Source organism: Pararoseomonas sp. SCSIO 73927, from assembly GCF_037040815.1.
In the GTDB taxonomy this organism is placed as follows: Bacteria; Pseudomonadota; Alphaproteobacteria; order Acetobacterales; family Acetobacteraceae; genus Roseomonas.
Window position 1 is genome coordinate 1,394,174 of sequence record NZ_CP146232.1, and the last position, 23,409, is coordinate 1,417,582.

The window sequence follows — 23,409 nt, forward strand, 5'->3', positions numbered from 1 at the left end:
TTCGTCGCCGCTTCCGTCCTGCTCCGGCGTCAGGGGACACGGCAAGATTGGCCTTGCAATAGGTGTCCAGACAACTATTCTACCGGAAACGGCGCGCGGCGGCGGATCTGCCCGGACGCTCCGCACCAGGAATGGGGGAGGAAGGGATGCCGGGCACGCTGCGTCGCGTTGTGATCGTCGGCGCGGGCCATGCGGGCGGCGCCTGCGCCCTGGCCCTTCGCGAGTTCGGCTTTGACGGCGCGGTGGTCCTGCTCGGGGAGGAGCGGCACCATCCCTACGAGCGGCCGGCCCTTTCCAAGGCGATGCTGGCCTCCGACGACGCGGCCCCGACGGTCCTGGCGGATGCGGCGCGGTGGGCGGGCGGCTTCGACCTGCGCCTCGGCGCGCCGGTCCTCGCGATCGACCGGGGCCGGCGGCTCGTCCGGCTCGCGGACGGGACCGACCTCTCTTACGACGCGCTGGTCCTCGCCACCGGTGGCTCCGCGCGGAACCTCGACATTCCCGGCGGCGAACTGGCCCAGCTTCTCCGCACCAGCGACGACGCGGTGGCGCTGCGCGCGCGCATGCGGGGCGCGCGCTCCGCCGTCGTCATCGGCGGGGGCGTCATCGGCCTGGAGGTGGCGGCGAGCTTCCGGGCGGGCGGGCTCTCGGTGCGCGTGATCGAGGCCGGCCCGCGCATCCTCGGCCGCAACGTGCCGGAAGAGGCGGCCGCGTGGATCGCCGGGCTGCACGAGCGCGAAGGCGTGGAGATCCGCACGGGCATCGCCGCCCGCTCCATCGCCGCGACGGAGCGCGGCGCCGCCGTGACCCTCGGCGACGGGACGGTGCTGGAGGGCGACATCGTCGTGCAGGGGATCGGCATCCGGCCGCGCACGGAGCTGGCCGAGGCCGCCGGCCTGCCCTGCCGGGACGGGCTGCTGGTCGGCCCCACCTACGCCAGCACCGCCGACCCGCTGGTCTGGGGCATCGGCGACCTGGCCTTCCGCGAGGGCGCGGCGGGCGGCGCGCGGCAGGAGAGCTGGGCGCACGCGCAGGGCTCCGCCCGCGCCGCCGCGCGCGCCATCCTCGGCCTCGCGCCGGAGCCGGAGGAGACGCCCTGGTTCTGGAGCGACCAGTACGGGCACACGCTGCGGATCGTCGGTGCCCCGGCGGAAGCGGATGAGAGCCTCGCGCGTGGCCCGCAGTTCCGCCTCTACCTGCGCGAGGGCCGCGTGATTGGCGCGGCCTGCCTGGACGCCGCGCGCGACTTCGCCATCGCCCGCCGCCTCGTCGCCGCCGGTGCCCGCCTCGACCGCGAGAAGGCCGGGCAGGCGGGCGGCGACCTCCGCAAGGCCGTGGCCGCGTGACCTGCCCCTCCACCACCCGGCAAGGGAGTTCCCGATGAACGCCGCCTTCCAACCCCGCCCGGACCTGCGCGCCATCGCCGGGCTGGTGGATGACCGCCCGGAGGACGGCGTCTTCCAGGTGGACCGCCGGGTCTTCACGGACCCGGAGGTCTTTGAGGCGGAGATCCGCCACGTCTTCGAGCACAACTGGGTCTTCGTCGGCCTCGAATCCCAGGTGGCGCGGCCGCACGACTTCATCACCACGTACATCGGCCGCCAGCCCGTGCTGCTGACGCGCGACAAGGAAGGGGCGCTGCGCCTCTTCCTCAACACCTGCCGGCACCGGGGGACGATCGTCTGCCCCTTCAAGCACGGGCGGCAGAAGTTCCACGTCTGCCGCTACCATGGCTGGGCCTATGACAGCGCCGGCCGCAACATCTCCATCACCGAGGAGGCGGCGGGGCAGTACCCCGCGTCCTTCGCCAATGCGGACCATGACCTCGTCCCCGTCGCGCGGCTGGACAGCTACCGCGGCTTCATCTTCGCCAGCCTGACGGAGGACGTGCCGAGCCTCGCGGAGCACCTCGGCGACGCCCGCTTCTTCCTCGACCTCGTCGTGGACCAGAGCCCCACGGGAGAGCTGGAGCTGGTGCCGGGCGAGATCACCTACACCTTCGATGCCAACTGGAAACTGCAGTTCGAGAACGGGCTCGACTACTACCACTTCTCCTCCACCCACAGCTCCTACGTGGACATCCTGAAGAAGCGGAAGGCCGTCGCCGGGCCGGGGGCCGGCTTCACGGACGAGGATCCGGAGGAGAAGGAAGGCCAGGGCAGCTTCAGCTTCGACCACGGCCACGCGGTGAACTGGTCCATCAAGCGCACGCAGCTCTACGGCCGCCCGCTCGCCTCCGACCCGGCGGTGCTGGAGGCGACGCGCGCGCGGCTGGGGCCGGACCGGGTGAAGTGGATGCTGCGGCAGCGCAACCTGACGATCTTCCCGAACCTGCAGGTGATCGACATCCTCTCCGCCCAGCTCCGCACTTGGCGGCCGCTGGCGGCGAACCGGACGGAGATGACCTCCCACTGCCTCGCCCCGGTCGGGGAGGCGCCGGAGGCGCGCGCCATGCGCATCCGGAGCTACGAGGACTTCTTCAACCCCTCCGGCCTCGCCAGCTCGGACGACAACGTCATGTACGAGTTCTGCCAGACCGGATACGAGGCGGAGCAGGCGGGCGCGACCCAGGGCTACCTGCGCGGCATGGGCGAGGGCCTGCCGGGCGCCCACGCGGCGGAGCTCGGCATCAACCCCGCCGAGAGCGCCTTCGGCCTGCCCGCCTTCGGCGGCGAGACGAACTTCCACGCGGGCTACCGCGCTTGGCGCCGCCTGATGCTGCACGGCGCGGGGAAGGCAGGGTGATGGACGGCCTGCCCTCCGCCCGCTCCGCGCTGGAACTGGCCTCCGCGCTTCTGTTCCGCGAGGCGCGGCTGCTCGACCGCGGCGAGTGGGACGAGTGGGTGCGGATGTACCGCGAGGACGCGGTGTACTGGGTGCCGGCCTGGCTGGACGAGTACCGCGCCACCACGGACCCCGCGACCCAGGTCTCCCTCATCTACCACGCCGGCCGGCTGGGGCTGGAGGAGCGGATCGCGCGCATCGAATCCCGCAAGTCGATCACCGCGCTGCCCCTGCCGCGCACGGTGCACCAGCTCGGCAGTGTGGAGGTGCTGGAGGAGGAACCGGCGCGGATCCTCTGCGAATCCGTCTTCTCCGTGCACGTCTACGACCCGCGGCTGGGAAAGGAGCACACGCGCCACGGCCGCTACGCGCACACCCTGGTGCGGGACGCGGACGCCTGGCGCATCGCCCGCAAGGTGATCACGCTGGTGAACGATCGCGTGCCCACCGTCCTCGACTTCTACAGCATCTGAGGGGGCAGCCATGAGCGGGAACACCGGCTGGCACCGCGCCGCGACGCTCGACCAGGTGACGGAGGACGAGCCCCTCGCGCTGAAGGTCGGGGAGCGCCGGATCGCGCTGTTCCGGGTGGCGGACGAGGTCTACGCGACGGACGACGTCTGCACCCACGCCTTCGCGCTGCTCTCGGACGGGCTGCAGGAGGGGTGCGTGATCGAGTGCCCGCTGCACAACGCGCGCTTCGACGTGCGCACCGGCCGGGCGCTGTCCAGCCCGGCTGAGCGCGACCTGGAGACCTTCCCCGTGCGGATCGCGGGCGACGCGATCGAGATCCTGCTGCCCGCGTAAACGGCGCACCCCGCGCTGCCCGACGACCTGATCACCGCACAACACCGGCGAAAGACCGGACCAGATGGAGGAAACAAGAATGCAGAGACGCGTGCTGCTCTCCGCGCTCGCCGGCGGTGCCGCGGGGATGATGGCGGGCCCCGCCGCCGCGCAGTACCCGGACAGGCCGGTCCGGCTGATCGTCCCCTTCCCGCCAGGCGGCCCCACGGATGTCTTCGCGCGCGTCCTGGCGGAGCGGCTGGGGGCCCGCTGGGGGAAGCCGGTGGTGGTGGAGAACCGGGCGGGCGCCGGAACCGTCGTCGGCACCAACGCCGTCGCGAAGGCGCCGCCGGACGGGTACACGCTGGGCTGCGTCATCAGCGCCTTCACCATCAACCCCGCCATGAACCCGGCCCTGCCCTACAACACCCTGGCGGACCTCGCCCCGGTCAGCCGGGTGGCCGCCCAGCCACTGGTGCTGGTCTGCCATCCCGCCCTGCAGGTGAAGGACCTCGCCGAACTCGTCGCCCTCTCGAAGCGGGAGGCGGACGGGCTGGCCTTCGCGACCCCCGGCGCGGGCACGCTGACCCACTTGGCCGGCGAGATGATCGCGCGCGCCACCGGCGCGAAGCTCGTCCACATCCCCTATCCCGGCTCCGCCCCCGCGCTGACGGACGTGCTGCAGGGCCGCGTGCCGCTGATGTTCGACATCTGGAACTCGGTGCGGCCGAGCGTGGAGACGGGGAAGCTGCGCGTGCTCGGCCTGGGAAGCCGGACGCAGGTGGAGGGCGCGCCGCCGATGGAGCCGATCGCCAGCATCGTCCCCGGCTTCGACATCACCTCTTTCTTCGGCCTCGTCGCGCCGGGCGGGACGCCGCCGGCGATCGTGCAGGGCATCGCAGGCGACGTCCGCGCGGTGATGGGCGGGCCCGACATGACCCGACGCCTCATCGAGTTCGGCATGCAGCTGATCGCCTCCACGCCCGAGGAGTTCGGCGCCTTCATCCGGACCGATGTGGAGCGGTGGCAGCGCGTCGTGCGGGAAGCCGGGATCGAGGTGGTGCGCTAGGCCGGCCGCCATCCCGGCTCAGGGGCGGCACGGCGGACGATATTCCGGACCGGCGTTCCGGCGTTTGCGCGCCAGAACCGCGTCCGCGGACGAGGCCGGCCCGTCCGGCTCGGGCGGGCGGTCACGCCCGCCCCCTCCCGGGGCCGCTCAGGCCGCCAGCGCCGGGTAGTCCGTGTAGCCGTGCTCGTCCCCGCCGTAGAAGGTCGCCTTGTCCGGGGTCGCCAGCGGCGCGCCCGCCTTCATGCGCTCCACCAGGTCGGGGTTGGCGATGAAGGGCCGCCCGAAGGCGATCAGGTCGGCGCGCCCCTCACGGATCGCGGCGTCGGCCAGGGCGAAGTCGTAGCCGTTGTTCAGCATGAAGGGGCCGCGGAAGGCCGCCTTCAGCCCCGCGTAGTCGAAGCCCGGCACGATGTCGCGCGCACCGCCCGTCGCGCCCTCGATCACGTGCAGGTAGGCCAGGCCGAAGGGCGCCAGGGCCTCCACGGCGCGCTTGAACAGCGGGAAGGGATCGCTGTCGCGGGCGTCGTTGGCGGGCGTCACGGGGGAGAGGCGGATGCCCGTGCGGTCGGCGCCGATGGCGTCCGTCACGGCCTGCGTCACCTCCAGCATCAGGCGGATGCGGTTCTCGATGCTCCCGCCGTAGCGGTCGGTGCGCCTGTTGCTGCCGTCGCGCAGGAACTGGTCGATCAGGTAGCCATTCGCCGCGTGGATCTCCACGCCGTCGAAGCCGGCCTCGCGCGCGTTGCGGGCGGCCTGGGCGTAGGTGGCGACGATGCCGGGGATCTCGTCCAGCTCCAGGGCGCGCGGCTCCTCATGCGGCTTGAAGCCGGCCTCGGTGAAGGCCTGGCCCTGCGGCGTGACCGCGGAGGGGGCGACGGGCTTCTCGTTCCCCGGCTGCAGGTCGGGGTGGGAGATGCGGCCGACATGCCAGAGCTGGGCGACGATTCGGCCGCCCTTGGCGTGCACCGCCGAGGTCACGGCCTTCCAGCCCTGCACCTGCTCCGGGCTGTGGATGCCGGGGGTCCAGGCATAGCCCTTGCCCTGCTGCGAGATCTGCGTGGCCTCGGAGATGATGAGGCCGGCGGAGGCGCGCTGGGCGTAGTAGGTGGCGGCGGTGGGGCGGGGCACGTCGCCCGCCAGGGCGCGGCTGCGGGTGAGGGGCGCCATGGCGACCCGGTTGGCCAGATCGATGGCGCCGGTGCGGATGGGCTGGAAGAGCGGGCTGGCGGCGTTGTCGGTGGGCAAGGCGGCGTCCTCGGCTGCGGGCCGGGCATGGCGCCCGGTGGTCGCCGGGCGATCTGGGGCCGGGACGGCCCGGATACAGGGAGCGGCCGGGCATGGCTGCCATGCCGCAAGCCCGCTGGCCCCGAAATCCCCTAACCCAAAAGTCCCATGGCGCCGCGGCCCGGCGGCAGGTTCGTCACCCCCGCCGCGCGCGGGTTCCACCACCAGCCCCCGCCCGGGCCCACCACCACCCCGGCCTGGAAGCGGGGGCCGGGCACGTAGCGCGCCTGCCCGGCCAGGATCGCCGCGCCGCGCGGCGTGGGGGCGTGCGGCGCGTCGCGGGCGATCAGGCGGCGCGTGCCGGTGGAGAGGCGCTTCACCACGTCGTGCAGGATGAGGTCGGTGAGGGGAAAGACCGGATCGCCCGCCTCCAGGGCGCGGAGCAGGGCCGCCTCCCCATCGGCGCCCCCGGCCAGGGCCTGCATCACCCGCCGCTCCGTCAGCCCCAGCCCGTCCGTCACCCAGGGCAGGTCCTGCAGGTGGCGGCGCATGGCGCGGGCTAGGTGGGGGAGGGGCAGGACGCGGCGGGAGAGGCTGTCCAGCGCCGTCGGGTCCTCCGCCGCGAAGGCCCGCCAGGCCTCGGCCCCGGCCTCCACGGCGGACCAGGGCAGGGGCCGGGGCTCCAGCGCCTCCAGCTCCTCCTGCGGCAGCCGGGCGAAGGGGCGCACCCCGTCGGCGGGCATCAGGAACAGGCGGCCGGCAAGGTTCGGCCAGTCCGCCAGCAGGGACAGCAGCCGGATCAGCACCGCCTGGTCCCAGAGGTCGTGCTCGAACCACAGCAGGATGCGGCCATGCCCCGGCAGGGCGCGCAGGGCGGCGTACTCGGCGTCCAGCCGCGCCCGCACCGTCTCCACACCGTGGGCGTAATGCCCCGCCACGAAGGCGGCGCGGCGGGAGACGTACTCCGCCGGGAAGGTCCCGTGCACCGGCCCCTGGCAGACGGGATCGGCGAGGCAGAGATAGTCGCCGGGCACGCGCCCGCGCAGGTCGTCGCCGCAGCGGATGGAGGCGCTGGCGTCGTGTGCGGCGCCCATCACAGGACCTGTCACAGGGCCCGGTGGGCGATGTCGCGCCGGCAGAAGCCGCCGGGCCAGTCCAGCGCCTCCACCGCGGCGTAGGCAGCGTCCCGCGCCGCTCGCAGGTCGCCCGCCGCGGCGGCGATGCCGAGCACGCGGCCACCGGCCGAGACCACCGCCCCATCCCCGCCGCGCGCCGTGCCGGCGTGGAACACGCGCGCGCCGGGCACCGCCGCGGCGCGGTCCAGACCGCCGATCGGCTCGCCCCTGGCGACCGCGCCGGGATAGCCGCGCGCGGCGACGACCACGACGAGGGCGGGATCGTCCGACCACTCCAGGGCGATCCCGGAGAGGTCGCCCCGCGCGCTCGCGAGGAGGGCGGGGAGGGGGTCGGATCGCAGGCGCATCATCAGCACCTGGCACTCCGGGTCGCCGAAGCGCACGTTGAACTCGATCACACGCGGGCCGGTGGCGGTGAGCATGAGCCCGACGAAGAGCACGCCGCGGAAGGGCGCGCCGCGCCGGGCCATCTCGGCCAGGGTCGGCTCCACCACGCGGGCCATCACCTCCTCGCGCATCGCCTCCGTGAAGGCCGGGGCGGGGGAATAGGCGCCCATGCCGCCGGTGTTGGGGCCGGTGTCGCCCTCGCCCACGCGCTTGTGGTCCTGCGCCGCAGCCAGGGCGATGGCGCGCGTGCCGTCGCAGAGGGCGAAGAAGGAGGCCTCCTCCCCGGTCATGCACTCCTCAATCACCACGGAGGCCCCGGCCGCGCCGTGGACGCGGCTCTCCATAATGTCGGCGATGGCCGCCTCGGCCTCCTCCACCGTCTCCGCCACCACCACGCCCTTGCCGGCCGCCAGCCCGTCCGCCTTCACCACGATGGGGGCGCCCTGCGCGCGGATGTAGGCGCGGGCAGCGTTCGGGTCGTCGAAGCGCCGCCAGGCGGCCGTGGGGGCGCCGGCGGCGTCCAGCACGTCCTTGGTGAAGGCCTTGGAGCCCTCCAGCATGGCGGCGGCGGCGCTGGGGCCGAAGCAGGAAATGCCAGCCTCCGCCAGCGCATCGGCCAAGCCCAGGGTCAGCGGCGCCTCGGGCCCTGCTACCACCAGATCCACCGCCTTCTCCCGCGCGAAGGCGACGAGGGCGGGGACGTCCTCCGCCCCGATCGCCACGCACGCCGCATGGGCGGCGATGCCAGGATTGCCGGGGGCGGCCCAGAGCTGCGTGAGGAGGGGGCTCTCGGAGATGCGCCAGGCGAGCGCGTGTTCCCGCCCGCCGCCGCCGACCAGGAGTACCTTCATGTGCCTCGATCCGCCGTTGCCGGGCCACCTTATGCCCGGGAAGGCGCCACCCGTCTGCGCCCTCGCCCACCGAGCCGCGGAGAGGTCGGTTTTCCTGGCCCGGGAAGCCCCGCCTCGATACGATCCAAGAACGGCGTGGTGCGGGGAAAGGGACTCGCATGGACGAAGAGCTCTTCCCGACGCGAACGGAGCGCGAGCGCATGCGGGGCGTGCCCCTCACCGGGCTAGAGCGCCTGAGCTCCCTCATGCGGAGGCTCCGCCAGGAGGGTGTGGCCGCCCTCGGTCCGCGCGACACGCGGCTCCACCCTCCCCAGGTCCTGGGCACCCCCGACAACGAGGGCGGAACCACCCTCGAGGTGCCGGTGACCGACAGCCGGCGCCACCACCCCCGCCGCATCCAGCTCTGTGGCTGGGACCCGCTGGCGACGCCCTTCTGGGCCAACCTCGTAATCGCCGGGGACGGGAACGGCGGGGCCGGCGCGGGCGCGGCGCGGAAGGACGCCGCCGCGCCGCCGGAGCAAGGGCCGGTCTCGAAATCCGAGGGCACGCTGCCGAACGCCGTCCACGACCTCAACTCACTGCGCTACTTCTACAACCCCCATCGCATCGGGGACCGCGACATCGTCGTGCCGGGGAGCCTGATGCGGAGCGCGGGCTACTTCACGCACACGGTCTGGCTGGCGGATCCGACCGAGGCGGCGGCGTGCACCGGCATCGAGAGCCTCTGCCACTGGATCGACGTCAACGCCGGGGATCCGGAGTTCCGGTCCGCCCAGATCAACATCTACTTCTCGGGCCACGGCGCGCCCGGGGAGAGGCCGGGGGAGAGCACCATCCTCCTCCATGACGGGCCCTGGCGGATCGAGGCCCTCGTCAGCGCCCTCGTGGAGGGCGTCGTGCGCCGCGGCACCCGGGGGGAGAACCTCCGCGTCCGCCTCTTCGTCGATTCCTGTCACGCCGGGGCGATCGGCCGCGACTTCCGCGCGCATCTCTACCGCGAGCGGGCGAGGCGGGGGGAGGAACTGGGCTTCGAGACCTTCTGGTGCCGGACGATCCTGTGCTCCAGCTTCGCCGACGAGCAGTCCTTCGACGAGGACGGGCTGGGGAACAGCTACTTCACCGCCGGCTTCCTGCGCGAGAACTCGACCCGTCGCGTGCCGGCCTCCTACCCGAGCATGGCGGAGGTCTCGCGGCGCTCCGGCTGGAAGCAGACTCCGTTCATGCTGAACTTCCCGTCGGCGGAGAAGGCGCCGGAGCTCCGCCTGCCCCTGCTGAGCTGGCTCAGCGGGCCGGAGAAGGCTGAGCTGTTCCGCCACGAGGACGTCCAGCGGGCCGCGATCCGGCTCGTTCAGGAGAAGGGCCTGGTGAGCGAGGACGGTGCCGTCAGCATCGTCGACTGGGCGATCTGCCAGGGCGAGGCCAGGCGGGACCTTCTCCTGCCGCGCCTGCGCTCCAGCACCGGGCAGCCGCCGGACATCGTGCCCTACGAGAGGCGGCGGACACGCTGGGATCACTGAGCCCGTCACCGGACAGGAATGGAGCGGACCACGCCATGACGACACCGAACGACTTCTTCACGACGCAGAGCCTGCTGACCTTCGGCGGCGCGACCGCGGCGACCTTCGTGGTTCCGAACGCCCTCCAGGCGGCGCTGAACTTCAACCCGAGATGGCTCGCGCTGGTGGTGGCCGAGGCAGTCTGCGTGGCGGTGGTGCTGAATGGGCAGATGAACGGCTCCCCAGCGGGGCTGGCCGAGTACCTGGTTGCCGTGGTGAATGGCTGCCTCGTCTACTGCTCCGCCATGGGCATCACCTCGATCGGGGCCAATGCCACCCGGCAGCCGCCGGCCGCGGCCAGTCCCGCCGCGCCCATCCCAAAATCGGCCTCCGCACGCCCCTCGGCAAATGCGGAACCGGCGCCCCGGCCGGCCGGGCGGCGCAGGACCTTCCTCTCGCCCTGGGTCTGACGCTCAGGTCACCAGGGGGAAGAACACGCAGAACCCCGTGCCCCGGGCCTGCTCGGCGCGCGCCATCTTGCCGCCCACCTGGTCCACCAGCCGCCTCACCAGCTCCGTGCCGGAGCTGCCCGGGCGGGCCGGGCCCATCCCCACCCCGTCGTCCCGCACGCAGAGCCGCGCCTCCCCGCCCGGGGGAATGGCGAACTCCACCCGGATCGTGCCCCCCTGCCCCTCGGGGAAGGCGTGCTTCAGCGCGTTCGTCACCAGCTCGTTCACGATGAGGCCGAGCGGCACGGCGCGGGCATGGGGCATCATCACGGGCTCCAGCGCCGTCTCTACCGCTACCTCCGTCCGCCGCTGCGAAAGATTGCCGCAGAGCGCGTGGAGGTACTCCGCTAGATCCACCTGCGCGGCGCCGCCAATGGGACTCAGATGGTCGTGAGCCACCCCGATCGCCGCCACCCGGTCCAGCGCCTCTCCCATGATCCGCCGCGCCTCGCCCTCCGGCAGGCGGCGGCGCTGCAGCACGAGGAGGGAGAGAATGAGCTGCAGATCGTTCTTGCTGCGGTGCTGCAGCTCCCCCCGCAGCAGCCGCTCCTGCGCCAGCTGCCGGGCGGCGTCGGCGGCGGCGTCCACCGCCTCCTGCGCCCCGAGCCGGCCGCGCAGCGCGAGGCCGAGCGTGTTGGCGAGCGCGAGGAGGAAGCTCACGTCATCCGGCCCGAAGCCCCGCGGCGCGTCGCTGTCCACCTCCAGCACGCCCCAAACATCGCCATCCACCGCCACCGGCACGTTGAGCGCGGAGACGATGCCGTGCTCCCGCAGCACAGGCGGGTAGCGGAACTCCCGGTCGTTCGGCAGGTCGTCCACCACGTTGGGCAGCCGCGTGCGCAGCGCCTGGCCGGGCAGGGAAGCGAGGTCGGTGCCGAGACTGACATGCCCGACCACGCCGGGGTTCCAGCCGACGCCGGCCACGATCAGCAGGTCCCCGTGGTCCGGCCGGTGCTGCAGCGCCTTGGTGTGCTGGATCCCGATCCCGCGGGAGGCCTGCACGCAGGCGAGCTGGATCAGCCGCGCCGCGTCGCTCGTCTCCGCCGCCATGCGCGCGAAATCATTGAGAATCTCGCCGTAGCGACGGAGCCGCGCGAGCTGCTCCTCCATCGGGATATCGGCGGCGTCCGCAGGCATGGGCTGGCATCGAACCTTGTCTGTTACCCCAACGGAAGGGCGCAGGGGGGAGCAAGGTTTCGCCCGTCCGCGTGGCGTGAACGGGCGGGCTGGGCCATAATCCCGTGATGGACGCCCCCGTGAGCAACATCCCCGAGTACAGCGTTTCCGAGATCTCGGGCGCGGTGAAGCGCACGCTGGAGAGCGCCTTCGGCCGCATCCGCGTGCGCGGCGAGATCACGGAGTTCAAGACCTACCCCTCCGGCCACTCCTACCTCTCCATGAAGGATGAGGCGGGGACGATCCGCGCCATCATCTGGCGCGGCGCCCTCTCGAAGCTGCAGGTGAGGCCGGAGAACGGGGTGGAGGTGATCGCCACCGGCAAGATCACCGCCTCCGACAAGCGCTCCGACTACGCGCTGCAGATCGAGAAGCTGGAGTACGCCGGTGAAGGCGCACTGCTGGCGCGCATCGAGAAGCTGCGCCAGCGCCTCGGCGCGGAAGGGCTGTTCGACGAGGCGCGCAAGCGCCCCCTTCCCTTCCTGCCGGAGGTGGTCGGCGTGATCACGAGCGAGAAGGGCGCGGTGCTGCACGACATCCGCACCACCCTCGAGCGCCGCTTCCCGCGCCGCGTGCTGCTCATCCCCGTCGCCGTGCAGGGAGGGGGCGCGGCGGAGGCGGTAGCGGCCGCCATCGCCACCATGGGCGGGCTCTCGCCGCTCGGCCGCATCCCGCGCCCGGACGTGGTGATCGTCGCGCGCGGCGGCGGCAGCCTGGAGGATCTGATGGCCTTCAACGAGGAAGTGGTGGTGCGCGCCGCCGCCGCCTCGCCCATCCCGCTCATCTCCGCCGTGGGTCACGAGACGGACACGACGCTGATCGACTTCGCCTCCGACCGCCGCGCGCCGACGCCCACCGCCGCCGCGGAGCTGGCGGTGCCGGCGCGGGAGGAGCTGATGGCCGTGCTGGCGCAGCGCGGCACGCGGCTGGCGCGCGCCGGGCATTCCGTGCTGGATCGCGGCCGGCTGCGCCTTGCGCGCGCCGCCTCCGGCCTGCCGGACCTGCCCGCCCTCCTCGTCGCCGGACGCAACCGGCTGGAGGATCGCGGCCACCGGCTGCAGCTCGCCCCGCGCGCGCTCATCGCCGCCAAGCGCCGCGCGCTGGAAGGCGCCGCCGCGCGCCTGCCGCGCCCGCAGGAGAGCATCGCGCGGCAGAGAGGCGCGCTCGACCTTCTCGGCGTGCGGATCGGCGGCGCCGCGCGCGCCGTGCTGGCGCGGGGGCTCCGCCGCCTCGCGCTCGCGCCCGATCCCGCGCCGCTGCTGCGCGGCCGGCTGCGCGAGGGGCGCGCCGCGCTGCTGCGCGCGGAGGAGCGGCTGGACTCCGTCGCCCGCCGCCGCGTGGCGGAGCGCGGTGCCTCCCTGGCCCGCATCCCCGATCCCACGCCCTTCGTGCTGGGGCGCCTGCGGGAGCGGCGGGCGGCGCTGGAAGGCCTCTCCGCCCGGCTGGAGGGCGCCTCCTACGGCGCGCTGCTGGAGCGTGGCTTCGCCCTCGTGCGCGACGCCTCCGGCGGCCCCGTCACCGCGGCCGCCGCCGTCCTCCCGGGCCAGAAGCTCTCCCTGCAATTCGCCGATGGCAGCGTGAACGTGACCGATGATCGCGCGAAGCGGCGCGGCAAGGCCGCAGCGGCGCAGGACACGCTGCTGTAGAAGGGGGCCATGAGCACCCTGTCCCGACGCGCCACCGTCGCTCTGCCCCTGGCGCTTCCCGCGCTCCTCCTCGCCCGCGCCGCGCGCGCCGCCGTGGTGCTGCCCGAGCGGATCACCCAGGGCGCGCTCGTCACCGGCCGCGCCGATCCCGGCACGCGCCTGACCTTCGAGGGCAAGGCGGTTCGCGTCGCCCCGAACGGCGTCTTCGCCTTCGGCCTGGGCCGCGACGCCGGCGCGCAGGCCGCGCTCGGCATCGTCTCCCCCGATGGGCGGCGCGAGGAGCACGGCTTCGCCGTCGCGCCCCGCCAGTGGAGCATCCAGCGCCTGAACGGCCTGCCCGGCCGCATGGTGACGCCCGACGCCGAGGCCCTGGCCCGCATCCGCGCGGAGCAGGAGCGCCTCAATGCCGCCCGCCGCACCGACACCGCCATCCCCCACTTCGCGGAAGGCTTCGCCTGGCCGGCGGAAGGCCCGATCAGCGGCGTCTACGGCAGCCAGCGCATCCTGAACGGGGAGCCCCGCGCGCCGCATCTCGGCCTTGACATCGCCGTGCCCGTCGGCACCCCGCTCCGCGCCGCCGCCGGCGGGCGCGTGACGCTGGCGGAGGACCTCTACTTCACGGGGAACACGATGCTGATCGAGCACGGGCACGGGGTCACCACCCTCTACGCCCACATGTCCCGCCTGGACCTGCGGGAAGGCGAGTCCGTCCCGCGCGGAGGGGTCATCGGCCTCTCCGGCGCCACGGGGCGCGTGACGGGGCCACACCTGCATCTCGGGCTGTTCTGGCTCTCCACCTCGGTCGACCCGCGGTTGGTTCTGCCCTGATGCTGGCGGGACCAGGGGGAGAAGGAATTCTCCCCCTGGAAACCCCCTCATCTTTCTCTATTGGGCTGCCGCGGGATGCGGGGCTTGCGGCGCGCCAGGGCTCCATGAGCCTCGGCGCGGGACATCGCAGCAAGGGTTGCCACCGCACCAGTGATCTTGCTTCGCGGTGCAGCCCGGCATTCCGCGGCAGCCCGCCAGGAAGGGATGATAGGGGTTCGGGGGAAGAATTCTTTCTTCGCCCGGCGGAGGGTACGGGAGGCAGAGCCTCCCGACGTCAGGACGCGGTCGGCTGCAGCCCGGCCATCGGCGTGGGAGGGGAGGCGGGCATCCGCATCGGCATGACGGGCCCGAGCGACGGCCACTCGCCGCGCGCGCCGCGCTGCGGGGTGACCGGAACGGGGCGCACCGGCCCGCGCAGGAGGACGCGCGGCGGGAAGTAGTCGCGGCCGGGAAGCGGTACGCGCATGGAAGTCGGACTCCGATGGTGGCCGGGATGGGCTGGCCGTGGGGCGGAAGGTGTTGCGGGTTGCGCCGCCCGGCAAGGCGCCGCGCCGTGACAAGACGGTGATGCCCATGCCCGTCCTTCCGGCGTGGCGAACGCGGCCGGAGCCACCGCGTTGCGCGCGCGGCCGGACCCTTCCGCTCATGCGACGAGACGGCGTTTAACCCTTCCTTTACGCTTCGTCTCGAAAATCGGACGCATGTCACCGCCCCTGCCCCACGACGCGCCGCTCGTCGCCGTCTTCCCCGACGACGAATCGGCCCTCGCCGCCGTTTCCGAGACGCGCGCGGAGCTGCTGCGAAGGCCTTCCCCGGGCGTCGTGCTGCTGCGCCCCGTGCAGGGATTGCGGGAGCGGCTCTACGCTGCGGGAGCTGCGGTTGTGGTGCCCTGAGCGCCCGGCCGCGGCCCTACCCGCGTTCTGCCACCAGCAGCACGTTCGGCAGGGGCGTGCCCGCCCAGCAGGGCGCCACCGTGCAGCGGAACCCGGCGCGCCCGAACAGCGCCGCCACCTCCGCCACCGGCATGGGCTGCACCGCGGCACCGTCCCGGCGGATGGCGCGGCCGGCTCGCTCCATCGCCAGGCCGAGGGCGCTGCGCCAGCCGCGATCCGGATCGAAGAGGCGCATCACCACGCGCCGCCGCGCCGCCCGCGCCATCCCCTCCAGCACCGGCACCTGCGCGCCGGCCGGAAGCTGGTACAGCACGTCCGCCATCAGCATCGTGTCGCCTTCCGGCACCTCTGCGCGGGCCAGGTCGGCGGCGGCGAATCCGGCCGGCAGCCCCTCCGCCGCCGCCCTTGCCTCCGCAATCTTGCGCGCGTCCAGGTCCAGCCCCGTCACGCGGGAAGCCCCGCCCGCCAGCAGCAGCAGGATCCCGAACTGCCCACGGCCGCAGCCCAGATCCACCACGTGCCCGAAGCCCCCCGTACGCCGGGCGAGGCCGAGCAGCGCCGCCGTCGCCGGATCCCGCCGCAGCTTGGAGGGCACGAACTCCCGCGTGAAGCGCGAGGCGCCGGCGTAGCGCGCCGCCACGGCCGGGATCAGCGTGTGGAGATCAGGGGAATCCGGCACGGCGTCGCGCTGCATGGCCGCACCATGCCCGGCGCCCCCCGGCCGGGCAACGCCGCCCGCCCCTTGCTCCCCCTCTCCGCCCGGGCGCACCCTCCCGCCCCTCGTCACGGAGCGGAACGCCATGGAAGAGAACGAACTGATCCACGAGGTGCGGGAGGGCGGCATCCTGCTGACCACCCTCAACCGCCCGAAGGCGATGAACGCCTTTACCTTCGCCATGTACGAGGGCCTGGCGGCCAAGGCCGCGGAGATCGCGGAGGATCCGGCCATCCGCGCCTGGATCATCACCGGCGGCGGCGAGAAGGCCTTCGCCGCCGGCACCGACATCAGCCAGTTCACGAGCTTCACCACCGCCCAGCACGCGCTGGACTACGAGGAGCGGATCGGCCGCGTCCTCTCCGCCATCGAGGACTGCCCCAAGCCGGTCATCGCCGCCATCCACGGCGCCTGCACCGGCGGCGGCGCGGGGGTGGCCGGGGTCTGCGACATCCGCATCGGCTCCGCCGCGCTCCGCTTCGGCGTGCCGATCGCCCGCACCCTCGGCAACACCCTGTCGCTCGCCAACTACGCGCGCTTCTCCGCCCTGCTCGGCCCCGGCCGCCTGCTGGAACTGATCTTCACCGCCCGCCTCGTCGAGGCGGAGGAGGCGAAGGCGCTGGGCCTGATCACGGAGGTGCTGCCCGACCAGGCCGCCCTCCTCGCCCGCGCCGAGGAACTGGCCCGCACCATCGCCGGCCACGCCCCCCTGACGCTGCGCGCGGCCAAGACCACCCTGAAGCGCCTGCGGGAGACCGCGACGCAGGGCGTCAACGCGGACGACATGGTCGCGCTGACCTTCACCAGCGCGGACTTCAAGGAGGGCGTCGCGGCGTTCCTGGAGCGGCGCAAGCCGGTTTGGCAGGGGCGGTAGCTCCGGTGCCTCAGGGGGAGAGAAAGGCTTCTCTCCCCCTGGAGCCTCCTCTCGTCCCCTTCTGGGAGGCCGCCGCGTGAGGCCTATCCGGGGGTGCGCCCGAGGTCGATACGCCGTGGGGCCTTTCGGTGCCGCCCTTGATCACCGCATCCCCGTCAGCCCGGTGCAGGTCCAGGAGCGTCAGCGCCCCACCCGGAAGTCTGGCAGCGGTGGTCCCTTGGACTCCTGGCAGAGCCGCCCGGGGGGCGACAAGCGTCCACGGGTCGGAACGGACCTCAGGCCGCCCCCTCCATCCGCACCTTCGCCTTCCGCTCCCGGTCCCGCAGGGCACGGGCGAGCTCGGCCGGGGCTTCCTCGTCCTCCGGCACCGCCTTACTCCGAAACAGGCGCGTAGGAGGCACGGCGCGGCCGGTCACGCGCCCGGAGTTGACGCATGTTAACGGCGCGCGAAGCGCATTCGCGTCCCGCGCGTTAAACGTCGCAACGGCGCCCCGCACCCCTCAACGACGTGCGCGGAGCGGCGTTCTCCGTGCTCCGGTTCCCCACGGACCGGAGGGCCTGATCGCGCGCGGCACGGCGACGCCGTCCCGCGGGATGCCCGCCCCGGAATCGACGCCACGGACGGAAGACAACCATGCAGCAGAGCTACCAGGACCTGTACCTGACCGGCCTCGTGAATGCCCGCGCGCTGGAGACCCAGGCGATCGAACTGCTCTCGCGGCAGGTCGACCGGATCGAGAGCTACCCCGAGATCGCCGACGCCCTGCGCCGCCACATCGCCGAGAGCGAGCAGCAGCGCGTGCGCCTGGACACCATCCTGGAATCGCTGGGCAGCTCCAACTCCACCATCAAGGACTTCGTGACAGGGCTGATGGGCAACATGGCCGCCCTGGCCCACGCGCCGATGCAGGACGAGATCCTGAAGAACACGCTGGCGAACTACGCCTTCGAGCACTTCGAGATCGCCTCCTACAAGTCCCTCCTCGTGCTCGCCGACCTCGCCGGCGACGCCACCGCCCCCACCGCCCTGCGCCAGTCCCTCTCGGAGGAGGAGCGCATGGCCCAGTGGTGCGCGGACACGCTGGAGCCCACCGTGCGCAAGTTCGCGACGCTGGCGGCGCAGGGGGAGAAGGCCGGGATCTGACCGGGACCCGCTCCGGCGGCCCCCAAGGGAGGGGAGAAGGAATTCTCCTCTCCCTTGAATCCCACCCCTCATCTTTTTTCGGTCGGCTACCGCGGAATGCGGATACGGGATCGCGGGGTCCGGGGTGACCGTCGGCACCCCGGCGGAGGTAAGGGGGCAGCGCTCCCTGAGGCCACCTATCCCGCCACCACCTCCGCCATCGGCACCCCGCGCGCACGCTCCCCGTTCTCCGCGAAGACATGCCCGCCGCGGATCGACAGGCGGCAGGGATCGCCCTTCGCGAAGGTCTCGCCCGGGTCGGCCAGCGCGTCCAGCGTGACGTCGCCCGCCTGCACGATCAGCCGCGACGGCCCGTCGCCCTCCGTGCGGCACAGGCGCACGGTGGCGGCACCGCCGCGGCGCGCGGCGATCTCGGAGGGGCGCGCGAAGGCGGTGGCGGGGCCGTCCGGCAGCGCCGCCCGCAGCGGGGCGATGGGCAGCGGGTCGAAATGCGCCACGCCGTCGCGCACCCGGCAGGGCAGGCGCGCCGCCTCCCCGATGAAGCCGGCGACGAAGGGGCTGGCGGGGTCCTGCAGCAGCGCGCCCACCGTGCCATGCTGCACGACGCAACCGTCCTCCATCACCGCGATGCGGTCGGCCATCTCCATCGCCTCCTCCTGGTCGTGGGTGACGAGGATGGTGGTGATGCCGAGGCCCTCGTGCAGGCCGCGCACCCAGCGCCGCACGTCCTTGCGCACCAGCGCGTCCAGGGCGCCGAAGGGCTCGTCCAACAGCAGCAGGCGCGGCTCGATCGCCAGCGCCCGGGCCAGCGCCACGCGCTGCCGCTGCCCGCCGGAGATCTGGTCGGGAAAGCGCCGCTCCAGCTCCGGCACCTGCACCAGTTCCAGCAGCCGGCGCACGCGGGCGGCGATCTCGGCGGAGGAGGGGCGGCCGCGCCGCACGCGCAGGCCGAAGGCGACGTTGTCGAACACGGTCATGTGGCGGAACAGCGCGTAGCTCTGGAACACCACGCCGATGTTGCGCTCCCGCGCCGGCACGCCCGTCATGTCGCGCCCGCCGATGCGGATGCTGCCGGAATCCGATCCCTCCAGCCCGGCCAGCACGCGCAGCAGCGTGGTCTTGCCGGATCCGGAGGGGCCGAGGAGCGCCAGGAACTCCCCCTCGCGCACGGAGACGGAGGCGCCCTTCAGCGCGGCGATTCCTCCGAAACGGCGGACAATGTCCTGAACCTCGACGCTCATGCGGCGCCCCCGTTCCGGCCGGAGAGGCGCTCCAGCCCGGTCTTTGCGGCCAGCGTCACCAGCCCGAGAAGGGCGAGCAGGGCGGCCACGGCGAAGGCTCCCGCGAACTGGTACTCGTTGTACAGGATCTCCACGTGCAGCGGCATCGTGTTCGTCTCGCCCCGGATATGGCCCGACACGACGGAGACGGCGCCGAATTCCCCCATCGCGCGGGCGTTGCAGAGAAGCACGCCCGCCAGCAGCCCCCACTTCACGTTCGGCAGCGTGACCATCAGGAAGGTGCGGAGCCCGCCGGCGCCGAGGGTCGCCGCCGCCTCCTCCTCGTCCCGCCCCTGCTCCTGCATCAGCGGCAGCACGGTGCGCGCGACGAAGGGGAAGGTGACGAAAAGGGTGGCGAGCACGAGGCCGGGCAAGGCGAAGATCACCTGGATGTCGCGCGCCTGCAGCCAGGGGCCGAGCCAGCCCTGCGCGCCGAAGATGAGCACGAAGACGAGCCCCGCGATAACGGGGGAGACGGAGAAGGGCAGGTCGATGATCGTGGTCAGCACCCGCTTGCCCGGGAAGTCGAACTTGGCGATGCACCAGGCGGCGGCCAGCCCGCCGATCAGGTTCACCGGCACCGTCACCAGCGCGACGAGAAGGGTGAGGCGGATGGCGGCGAGCGTGTCCGGCTCCATGATCGCGTCCAGCGCCACGGGCAGGCCGCGTCGCAGCGCCTCCACGAAGACCGCGACAAGCGGCAGGGCGAGCATCAGCACCGCCACCAGCACCGCGGCCGCGGCCAGCAGGCGCTGGATCCAGGGCCGGTCCTCCCAGGCGTAGCGGAAGGGCTTCGGGCGAGAAGGCTCGGGGCGGAAGGGCTCCCCGCTCATCGGCGCCCCCGGCGCAGCCGGCGCTGCAGCAGGTTGACCGCCAGCAGCACGACGAAGGAGAGGGCGAGCATCGCCAGCCCCACCGCCGCCGCCCCGGCATAGTCGAACTGCTCCAGCCGGATCACGATCAGCAGCGGCGCGATCTCCGTGACCATCGGCATGTTGCCGGCGATGAAGATGACGCTGCCGTACTCCCCCACCGCCCGGGCGAAGGCGAGGGCGAAGCCCGTCAGCAGGGTGGGCAGCAGGGCCGGCAGCACCACCCGCCACAGCGTCTGCGCGCGGCTGGCGCCAAGGGTCGCCGCCGCTTCCTCGGCCTCCAGCGGCATGTCCCGCAGCACCGGCTCCAGCGTGCGGGCGATGAAGGGCAGGCCGACGAACATCAGGGCGAAGACGATGCCGGCCTGGCTGAAGGCGATCTTCCAGCCGAACAGGGCCATGACAGGCGCGCCGAGCCACCCGTTCGGCGCCGTCAGCGCGGTGAGCGCGATGCCGGCCACGGCGGTGGGAAGGGCGAAGGGAAGGTCCAGCGCCGCATCCAGAATGCCGCGGCCGGGAAAGCGCAGCCGCACGATGGCCCAGGCCAGCAGCAGCCCCAGCGGCAGGTCGAGCAGCGCCGCCAGGAAGGCGGCGCCGAAGGAGAGGTGGAGCGCGGCCACCACCCGCTCATCCGCCAGCGATTCCCATAGCCCCAGCGGCCCCATCTCCAGCGGCCGCAGCACGAGCGCGAGGAGCGGGATCAGCACGATGCTGCCCGCCCAGAGCAGGGTGACGCCGAGGCTGGTGCGGAAGCCCGGCACGGCGCGGATCGGCGCCGCCCGTCCCCGGGCGGCGCCGATCGTCGCGGCCGAAGCGCTCACCGCGCCGCCGCCCGCGCTGCCCCGGCGATGCGGTCGAAGATCCCACCATCGCCGAAATGCGTTGCCTGCGCGCGCGTCCAGCCGCCGAAGAGCGGGTCGTCCACCGTCACCAGCTCCATCCTCGGGAAGCGGGCCGCGTTCGCCTCCAGCAGCGCCGCGTCGCGCGGGCGGTAGAAGTGCTTCGCCGCCAGCGCCTGCCCCTCCGGCTCGTAGAGGCCGCGCAGATAGGCCTCCGCCACCGCCCGCGTCCCGCGCCGGTCCACGTTCGTGTCCACCACGGCCACCGAGGGCTCGGCGAGCACGGAAAGGCCGGGGTGCACGATGTCGAAATTGCTGGCACCGAACTCCTGCATCGCCAGGTGCGCCTCGTTCTCCCAGGCCAGCAGAACGTCGCCGAGGCCGCGCTGGGCGAAGGTGGTGGTGGATCCCCGCGCGCCCGTATCCAGCACGGGCACGTTGCGGAACAGCTTCACCATCTCCGCCTCCGTCCCCGCCTCCGTGGCACCGGGCCGGCGCATCAGCCAGGCCCAGGCCGCCAGGTAGTTCCAGCGCGCGCCGCCGGAGGTCTTGGGGTTGGGCGTGATCACGGCGATGCCGGGCCTCATCAGGTCGCCCCACTCACGAACCGCCTTCGGGTTCCCCTTCTTCACCAGGAACACGATGGTGCTGGTGTAGGGGGCGCTGTTGTTGGGCAGGCGCCCCATCCAGTCCTTTGCGATCAGCCCGCGCCCGGCGATCTCGTCCACGTCGTAGGCGAGGGCGAGGGTGACGACATCGGCCTGCAGCCCGTCGATCACGGAGCGGGCCTGCCGGCCGGAGCCGCCATGAGAGGTGTTCACCCGCACCGCCACGCCGCCCCCCGCCCGCCAGCGGGCCGCGAAGCTCGCGTTGTATTCCCGGTAGAACTCCCGCGTGGGGTCGTAGGAGACGTTCAGCAGGGTGCCCGCCCCTTGACCCGTCCCTTGGCCCGCGGCCGGCCGCACGGCGGCGCCGACGAGCCCGGCGACCAGCACGCCGCGGCGGGTGGCGGTGATGGAAGGACCCTTGGTCATCGGCAGGTCTCCTTGCGGGAGGGCGGGACGCGGACGGGGTGGCCGGGTGCGCGCGGCCTGCCACCGTACCGGGAAAGGCGGGGCCCCGTCCCGCGCCGTCCGGCGGGCCTGCCCGGAGAAATCCTATGAAGCTGCTAGGAATTGCGGCAACGACTTTCGGCCACCCTCCTGATGGCTTTGTCGTGAGCGCCCGACCGTGGCCGGCCGTGCGGGACGGTCACGCCTTGTAGGGCCGGCCCGATTGCCCGGGCAGGCCGATCGTGCGATCTCGGCAGGGCGCGTCGCGGTGCTCCACAAGGGTGATCGCGCGTCCCCGCGGACAGGGCAGGGCCGCGCTGTCGGCAGCAGAGCGCAGGATTTCCGATGGACACCGACTTCACGCCCGACCCGCAGGACCAGCTCGCGCGGCTGCGCGAGAGGGCCGCCGCGCTCGCCGCCGGCTTCGCGGAGATCCATGGTGGGCTGGAGCACCTGCTGGACGAGATGGGCGGCGCCGCGTCGCGCTCCGCCCGGGAGGAGCTGGACACGGCGCAGGAGAGGATCCGGGATCTCGAGGCGCGGCTGGCCGGGCAGGAGGAGGAGCTGGCGGCGCTGCGTCTGGAGAGAGACCGCCAGGCCGCCTCCCTCGGGGAGCGCTTCGCCGAGCTCGCGGTGCTGACGCGCCTGCTGGAGGATCAGCGCCGGGCCGCCGCGGCTTCCAAGCCGGGGAAGGGCGGGAAACGGAAATCCGCCTCGCCCCCCTCGCCCATCCCCTCACCGGCGACCGCCCCGCCCGCGGAGGAGCAGATGCCGGACCCGCCCTGGCACGTCCTCGACCTGCGCACGGATTCGCTGCTGGCGACGGTGGCGCTGAACCACGTCGCGATCGAGCGGGCGGCCGGGCTGGGCCCGTCGGTCTGGAACGCGGGCGGGGTGGCGCCCGCCGGCTTCGCCTGGCAGGCCCGGCGCCTCGCGGCGATGGAGGGCTTCTCCCCCCAGGACGCGCCGCCGGGTCCCGGCTCCACGCTCTTCGTCTATGGCCTGCGCCTGCTGGAGGAGCTGATTGGGGCCGGCCTGCCCGCCGGGCTCCGGCTTCAGGCTCTCGTCAGCCTCCGCGAGGAGCGCGCGGCGGCGGAGGAGGCCCTGGCGAAAGCAGGGCTGTCCGGGCGGGCGCTGCTGGCCGGCCGCTTCCTCTTCGCCGGGCGGGAGCCGGCAGCGGGCAGCGGCCGGGACGACACCTGGCGCGACACCTGGCCGGCGGCGCTGCATCTCGGCCTCTTCGACGATCCGGGGCCGGGAACACGGATCGTCACCGGCCGCGTCGGCCTCTCCCTCCAGGGCCGCCGGCTGGCGGCGCGGGACGAGAGGCTCGTCGCCGCCATCGGCGCGGCGCTGCCGGACCCGCTCGTCGTGCTGGCCGACGAGGCGGACCGCAAGCGGCTCCGCGAGCTCGGCGCCGAGGTGGTGGTCGTGAACCGGGCGCGGAACTTCTGGAGCGACTTCTTCGACGAGGTGGGCACGCTGGTGGACTGGCCGGCGCGGATGGAGGAGGTGCAGGTCACCTCGGCCGCGGCGCAGGCCCTGCAGCGGGGGCGGCTGCTGGCCCTCCTCACGGAGGAGGCGCCCCCGCCGGGCGTGGCGGCCTTCGCCCGGCCCGATGCGCTGCTCGCCCATCTGCGGGAGGTCACCGCCTCGCCGGAGCGGCACGCGGCGGCGCTGCGCGACGTGCGGGAGAGCGTCTCCGCGACCTATGGCCGTGACTTCCACCTGCGCCGGCTGAACCTGACGGCGGGCCAGGGGGACGGGGCCGCGTAGGGCGGGCCAGCGCCGTCCGGGCGCGGCCCCGCTTCACCCTCCCGAGAGTCCCGGTCCGCAGGCCCGGCCATC

At 73.4% G+C, this 23,409-nt stretch carries 23 protein-coding genes; 13 read left to right on the forward strand and 10 right to left on the reverse strand.

Annotated elements, in window-relative coordinates; translation table 11 throughout:
* Nucleotides 1-146: 146 nt before the first annotated feature.
* The 5 genes from VQH23_RS06605 to VQH23_RS06625 all read left to right on the forward strand — a co-directional run bounded on the left by VQH23_RS06605 (nt 147) and on the right by VQH23_RS06625 (nt 4,639).
* The gene (locus VQH23_RS06605; RefSeq protein WP_338664837.1) at nt 147-1,346 is read left to right on the forward strand and encodes an FAD-dependent oxidoreductase; all 1,200 of its coding nucleotides are present in this window, start codon (nt 147-149) and stop codon (nt 1,344-1,346) included.
* Between the two features lie 34 nt (nt 1,347-1,380).
* Nucleotides 1,381-2,745 (forward strand): aromatic ring-hydroxylating dioxygenase subunit alpha, encoded by a 1,365-nt coding sequence (locus VQH23_RS06610; RefSeq protein WP_338664838.1) that lies wholly within the window; start codon nt 1,381-1,383, stop codon nt 2,743-2,745.
* Nucleotides 2,745-3,257, forward strand: coding sequence for an aromatic-ring-hydroxylating dioxygenase subunit beta (locus VQH23_RS06615; protein ID WP_338664839.1), 513 nt, complete (start codon nt 2,745-2,747; stop codon nt 3,255-3,257). Before VQH23_RS06610 ends, VQH23_RS06615 begins: the two co-directional genes overlap by 1 nt.
* Nucleotides 3,258-3,267: 10 nt before the next feature.
* The gene (locus VQH23_RS06620) at nt 3,268-3,591 is read left to right on the forward strand and encodes a non-heme iron oxygenase ferredoxin subunit (RefSeq protein WP_338664840.1); all 324 of its coding nucleotides are present in this window, start codon (nt 3,268-3,270) and stop codon (nt 3,589-3,591) included.
* 79 nt (nt 3,592-3,670) lie between these two features.
* Nucleotides 3,671-4,639 carry a tripartite tricarboxylate transporter substrate binding protein gene (locus tag VQH23_RS06625; RefSeq protein WP_338664841.1) on the forward strand — a complete coding sequence of 323 codons (969 nt, stop codon included), beginning with the start codon at nt 3,671-3,673 and terminating at the stop codon, nt 4,637-4,639.
* Nucleotides 4,640-4,786: 147 nt separating this feature from the next.
* Here VQH23_RS06625 and VQH23_RS06630 read toward each other — a convergent pair whose 3' ends face one another.
* From VQH23_RS06630 to purD, 3 genes are all read right to left on the reverse strand, one after another.
* Complete coding sequence (locus VQH23_RS06630; protein WP_338664842.1) at nt 4,787-5,884, reverse strand: alkene reductase; 1,098 nt, start codon at nt 5,882-5,884, stop codon at nt 4,787-4,789.
* A 131-nt stretch (nt 5,885-6,015) separates the two neighbouring features.
* A complete protein-coding gene (locus VQH23_RS06635; RefSeq protein ID WP_338664843.1) occupies nt 6,016-6,957 on the reverse strand; it encodes a DUF1835 domain-containing protein in 942 nt (313 codons plus the stop codon).
* 11 nt (nt 6,958-6,968) lie between these two features.
* Nucleotides 6,969-8,237 carry a phosphoribosylamine--glycine ligase gene (purD, locus tag VQH23_RS06640; protein WP_338664844.1) on the reverse strand — a complete coding sequence of 423 codons (1,269 nt, stop codon included), beginning with the start codon at nt 8,235-8,237 and terminating at the stop codon, nt 6,969-6,971.
* Between the two features lie 158 nt (nt 8,238-8,395).
* Between purD and VQH23_RS06645 the strand changes: the two genes are divergently transcribed.
* Both VQH23_RS06645 and VQH23_RS06650 read left to right on the forward strand, forming a co-directional pair.
* Nucleotides 8,396-9,754 carry a hypothetical protein gene (locus VQH23_RS06645; protein ID WP_338664845.1) on the forward strand — a complete coding sequence of 453 codons (1,359 nt, stop codon included), beginning with the start codon at nt 8,396-8,398 and terminating at the stop codon, nt 9,752-9,754.
* Nucleotides 9,755-9,789: 35 nt separating this feature from the next.
* On the forward strand, nt 9,790-10,203 hold the full coding sequence (locus VQH23_RS06650; RefSeq protein WP_338664846.1) for a hypothetical protein: 414 nt from the start codon (nt 9,790-9,792) through the stop codon (nt 10,201-10,203).
* Between the two features lie 3 nt (nt 10,204-10,206).
* On the opposite strand, the gene VQH23_RS06655 is transcribed toward VQH23_RS06650, so the two are convergent.
* Nucleotides 10,207-11,379, reverse strand: coding sequence for a histidine kinase dimerization/phosphoacceptor domain -containing protein (locus VQH23_RS06655; RefSeq protein ID WP_338664847.1), 1,173 nt, complete (start codon nt 11,377-11,379; stop codon nt 10,207-10,209).
* A gap of 107 nt (nt 11,380-11,486) precedes the next feature.
* Here VQH23_RS06655 and xseA point away from each other — a divergent pair, with 107 nt between their 5' ends.
* Both xseA and VQH23_RS06665 read left to right on the forward strand, forming a co-directional pair.
* Nucleotides 11,487-13,064 carry an exodeoxyribonuclease VII large subunit gene (xseA, locus tag VQH23_RS06660; RefSeq protein ID WP_338664848.1) on the forward strand — a complete coding sequence of 526 codons (1,578 nt, stop codon included), beginning with the start codon at nt 11,487-11,489 and terminating at the stop codon, nt 13,062-13,064.
* 9 nt (nt 13,065-13,073) lie between these two features.
* The gene (locus VQH23_RS06665) at nt 13,074-13,892 is read left to right on the forward strand and encodes a M23 family metallopeptidase (RefSeq protein ID WP_338664849.1); all 819 of its coding nucleotides are present in this window, start codon (nt 13,074-13,076) and stop codon (nt 13,890-13,892) included.
* A gap of 274 nt (nt 13,893-14,166) precedes the next feature.
* Here VQH23_RS06665 and VQH23_RS06670 read toward each other — a convergent pair whose 3' ends face one another.
* The gene (locus VQH23_RS06670) at nt 14,167-14,358 is read right to left on the reverse strand and encodes a hypothetical protein (RefSeq protein WP_338664850.1); all 192 of its coding nucleotides are present in this window, start codon (nt 14,356-14,358) and stop codon (nt 14,167-14,169) included.
* A gap of 235 nt (nt 14,359-14,593) precedes the next feature.
* On the opposite strand from VQH23_RS06670, the gene VQH23_RS06675 reads away from it, so the two are divergent.
* Nucleotides 14,594-14,785: a hypothetical protein gene (locus VQH23_RS06675; RefSeq protein ID WP_338664851.1), complete on the forward strand. Its 192-nt coding sequence runs from the start codon at nt 14,594-14,596 to the stop codon at nt 14,783-14,785.
* Between the two features lie 16 nt (nt 14,786-14,801).
* Here VQH23_RS06675 and VQH23_RS06680 read toward each other — a convergent pair whose 3' ends face one another.
* Nucleotides 14,802-15,479: a class I SAM-dependent methyltransferase gene (locus VQH23_RS06680; protein ID WP_338664852.1), complete on the reverse strand. Its 678-nt coding sequence runs from the start codon at nt 15,477-15,479 to the stop codon at nt 14,802-14,804.
* A 106-nt stretch (nt 15,480-15,585) separates the two neighbouring features.
* Between VQH23_RS06680 and VQH23_RS06685 the strand changes: the two genes are divergently transcribed.
* Together VQH23_RS06685 and VQH23_RS06690 are read left to right on the forward strand one after the other, a co-directional pair.
* A complete protein-coding gene (locus VQH23_RS06685) occupies nt 15,586-16,374 on the forward strand; it encodes an enoyl-CoA hydratase (protein ID WP_338664853.1) in 789 nt (262 codons plus the stop codon).
* Nucleotides 16,375-17,008: 634 nt separating this feature from the next.
* Nucleotides 17,009-17,518, forward strand: coding sequence for a ferritin-like domain-containing protein (locus VQH23_RS06690; RefSeq protein WP_338664854.1), 510 nt, complete (start codon nt 17,009-17,011; stop codon nt 17,516-17,518).
* 176 nt (nt 17,519-17,694) lie between these two features.
* On the opposite strand, the gene VQH23_RS06695 is transcribed toward VQH23_RS06690, so the two are convergent.
* From VQH23_RS06695 to VQH23_RS06710, 4 genes are read right to left on the reverse strand one after another with little or no spacing between them, the layout of a single operon-like run.
* Entirely contained in the window at nt 17,695-18,759 is a 1,065-nt protein-coding gene (locus VQH23_RS06695) for a sulfate/molybdate ABC transporter ATP-binding protein (protein ID WP_338664855.1), read from the reverse strand.
* On the reverse strand, nt 18,756-19,631 hold the full coding sequence (gene cysW / locus VQH23_RS06700; RefSeq protein ID WP_338664856.1) for a sulfate ABC transporter permease subunit CysW: 876 nt from the start codon (nt 19,629-19,631) through the stop codon (nt 18,756-18,758). The genes VQH23_RS06695 and cysW overlap by 4 nt, the downstream gene beginning before the upstream one ends.
* Nucleotides 19,628-20,491: a sulfate ABC transporter permease subunit CysT gene (gene cysT, locus VQH23_RS06705; protein ID WP_338664857.1), complete on the reverse strand. Its 864-nt coding sequence runs from the start codon at nt 20,489-20,491 to the stop codon at nt 19,628-19,630. The genes cysW and cysT overlap by 4 nt, the downstream gene beginning before the upstream one ends.
* A complete protein-coding gene (locus tag VQH23_RS06710) occupies nt 20,488-21,543 on the reverse strand; it encodes a sulfate ABC transporter substrate-binding protein (RefSeq protein WP_338664858.1) in 1,056 nt (351 codons plus the stop codon). Before VQH23_RS06710 ends, cysT begins: the two co-directional genes overlap by 4 nt.
* A 363-nt stretch (nt 21,544-21,906) precedes the next feature.
* On the opposite strand from VQH23_RS06710, the gene VQH23_RS06715 reads away from it, so the two are divergent.
* The gene (locus VQH23_RS06715; protein ID WP_338664859.1) at nt 21,907-23,337 is read left to right on the forward strand and encodes a hypothetical protein; all 1,431 of its coding nucleotides are present in this window, start codon (nt 21,907-21,909) and stop codon (nt 23,335-23,337) included.
* Nucleotides 23,338-23,409: the final 72 nt, after the last annotated feature.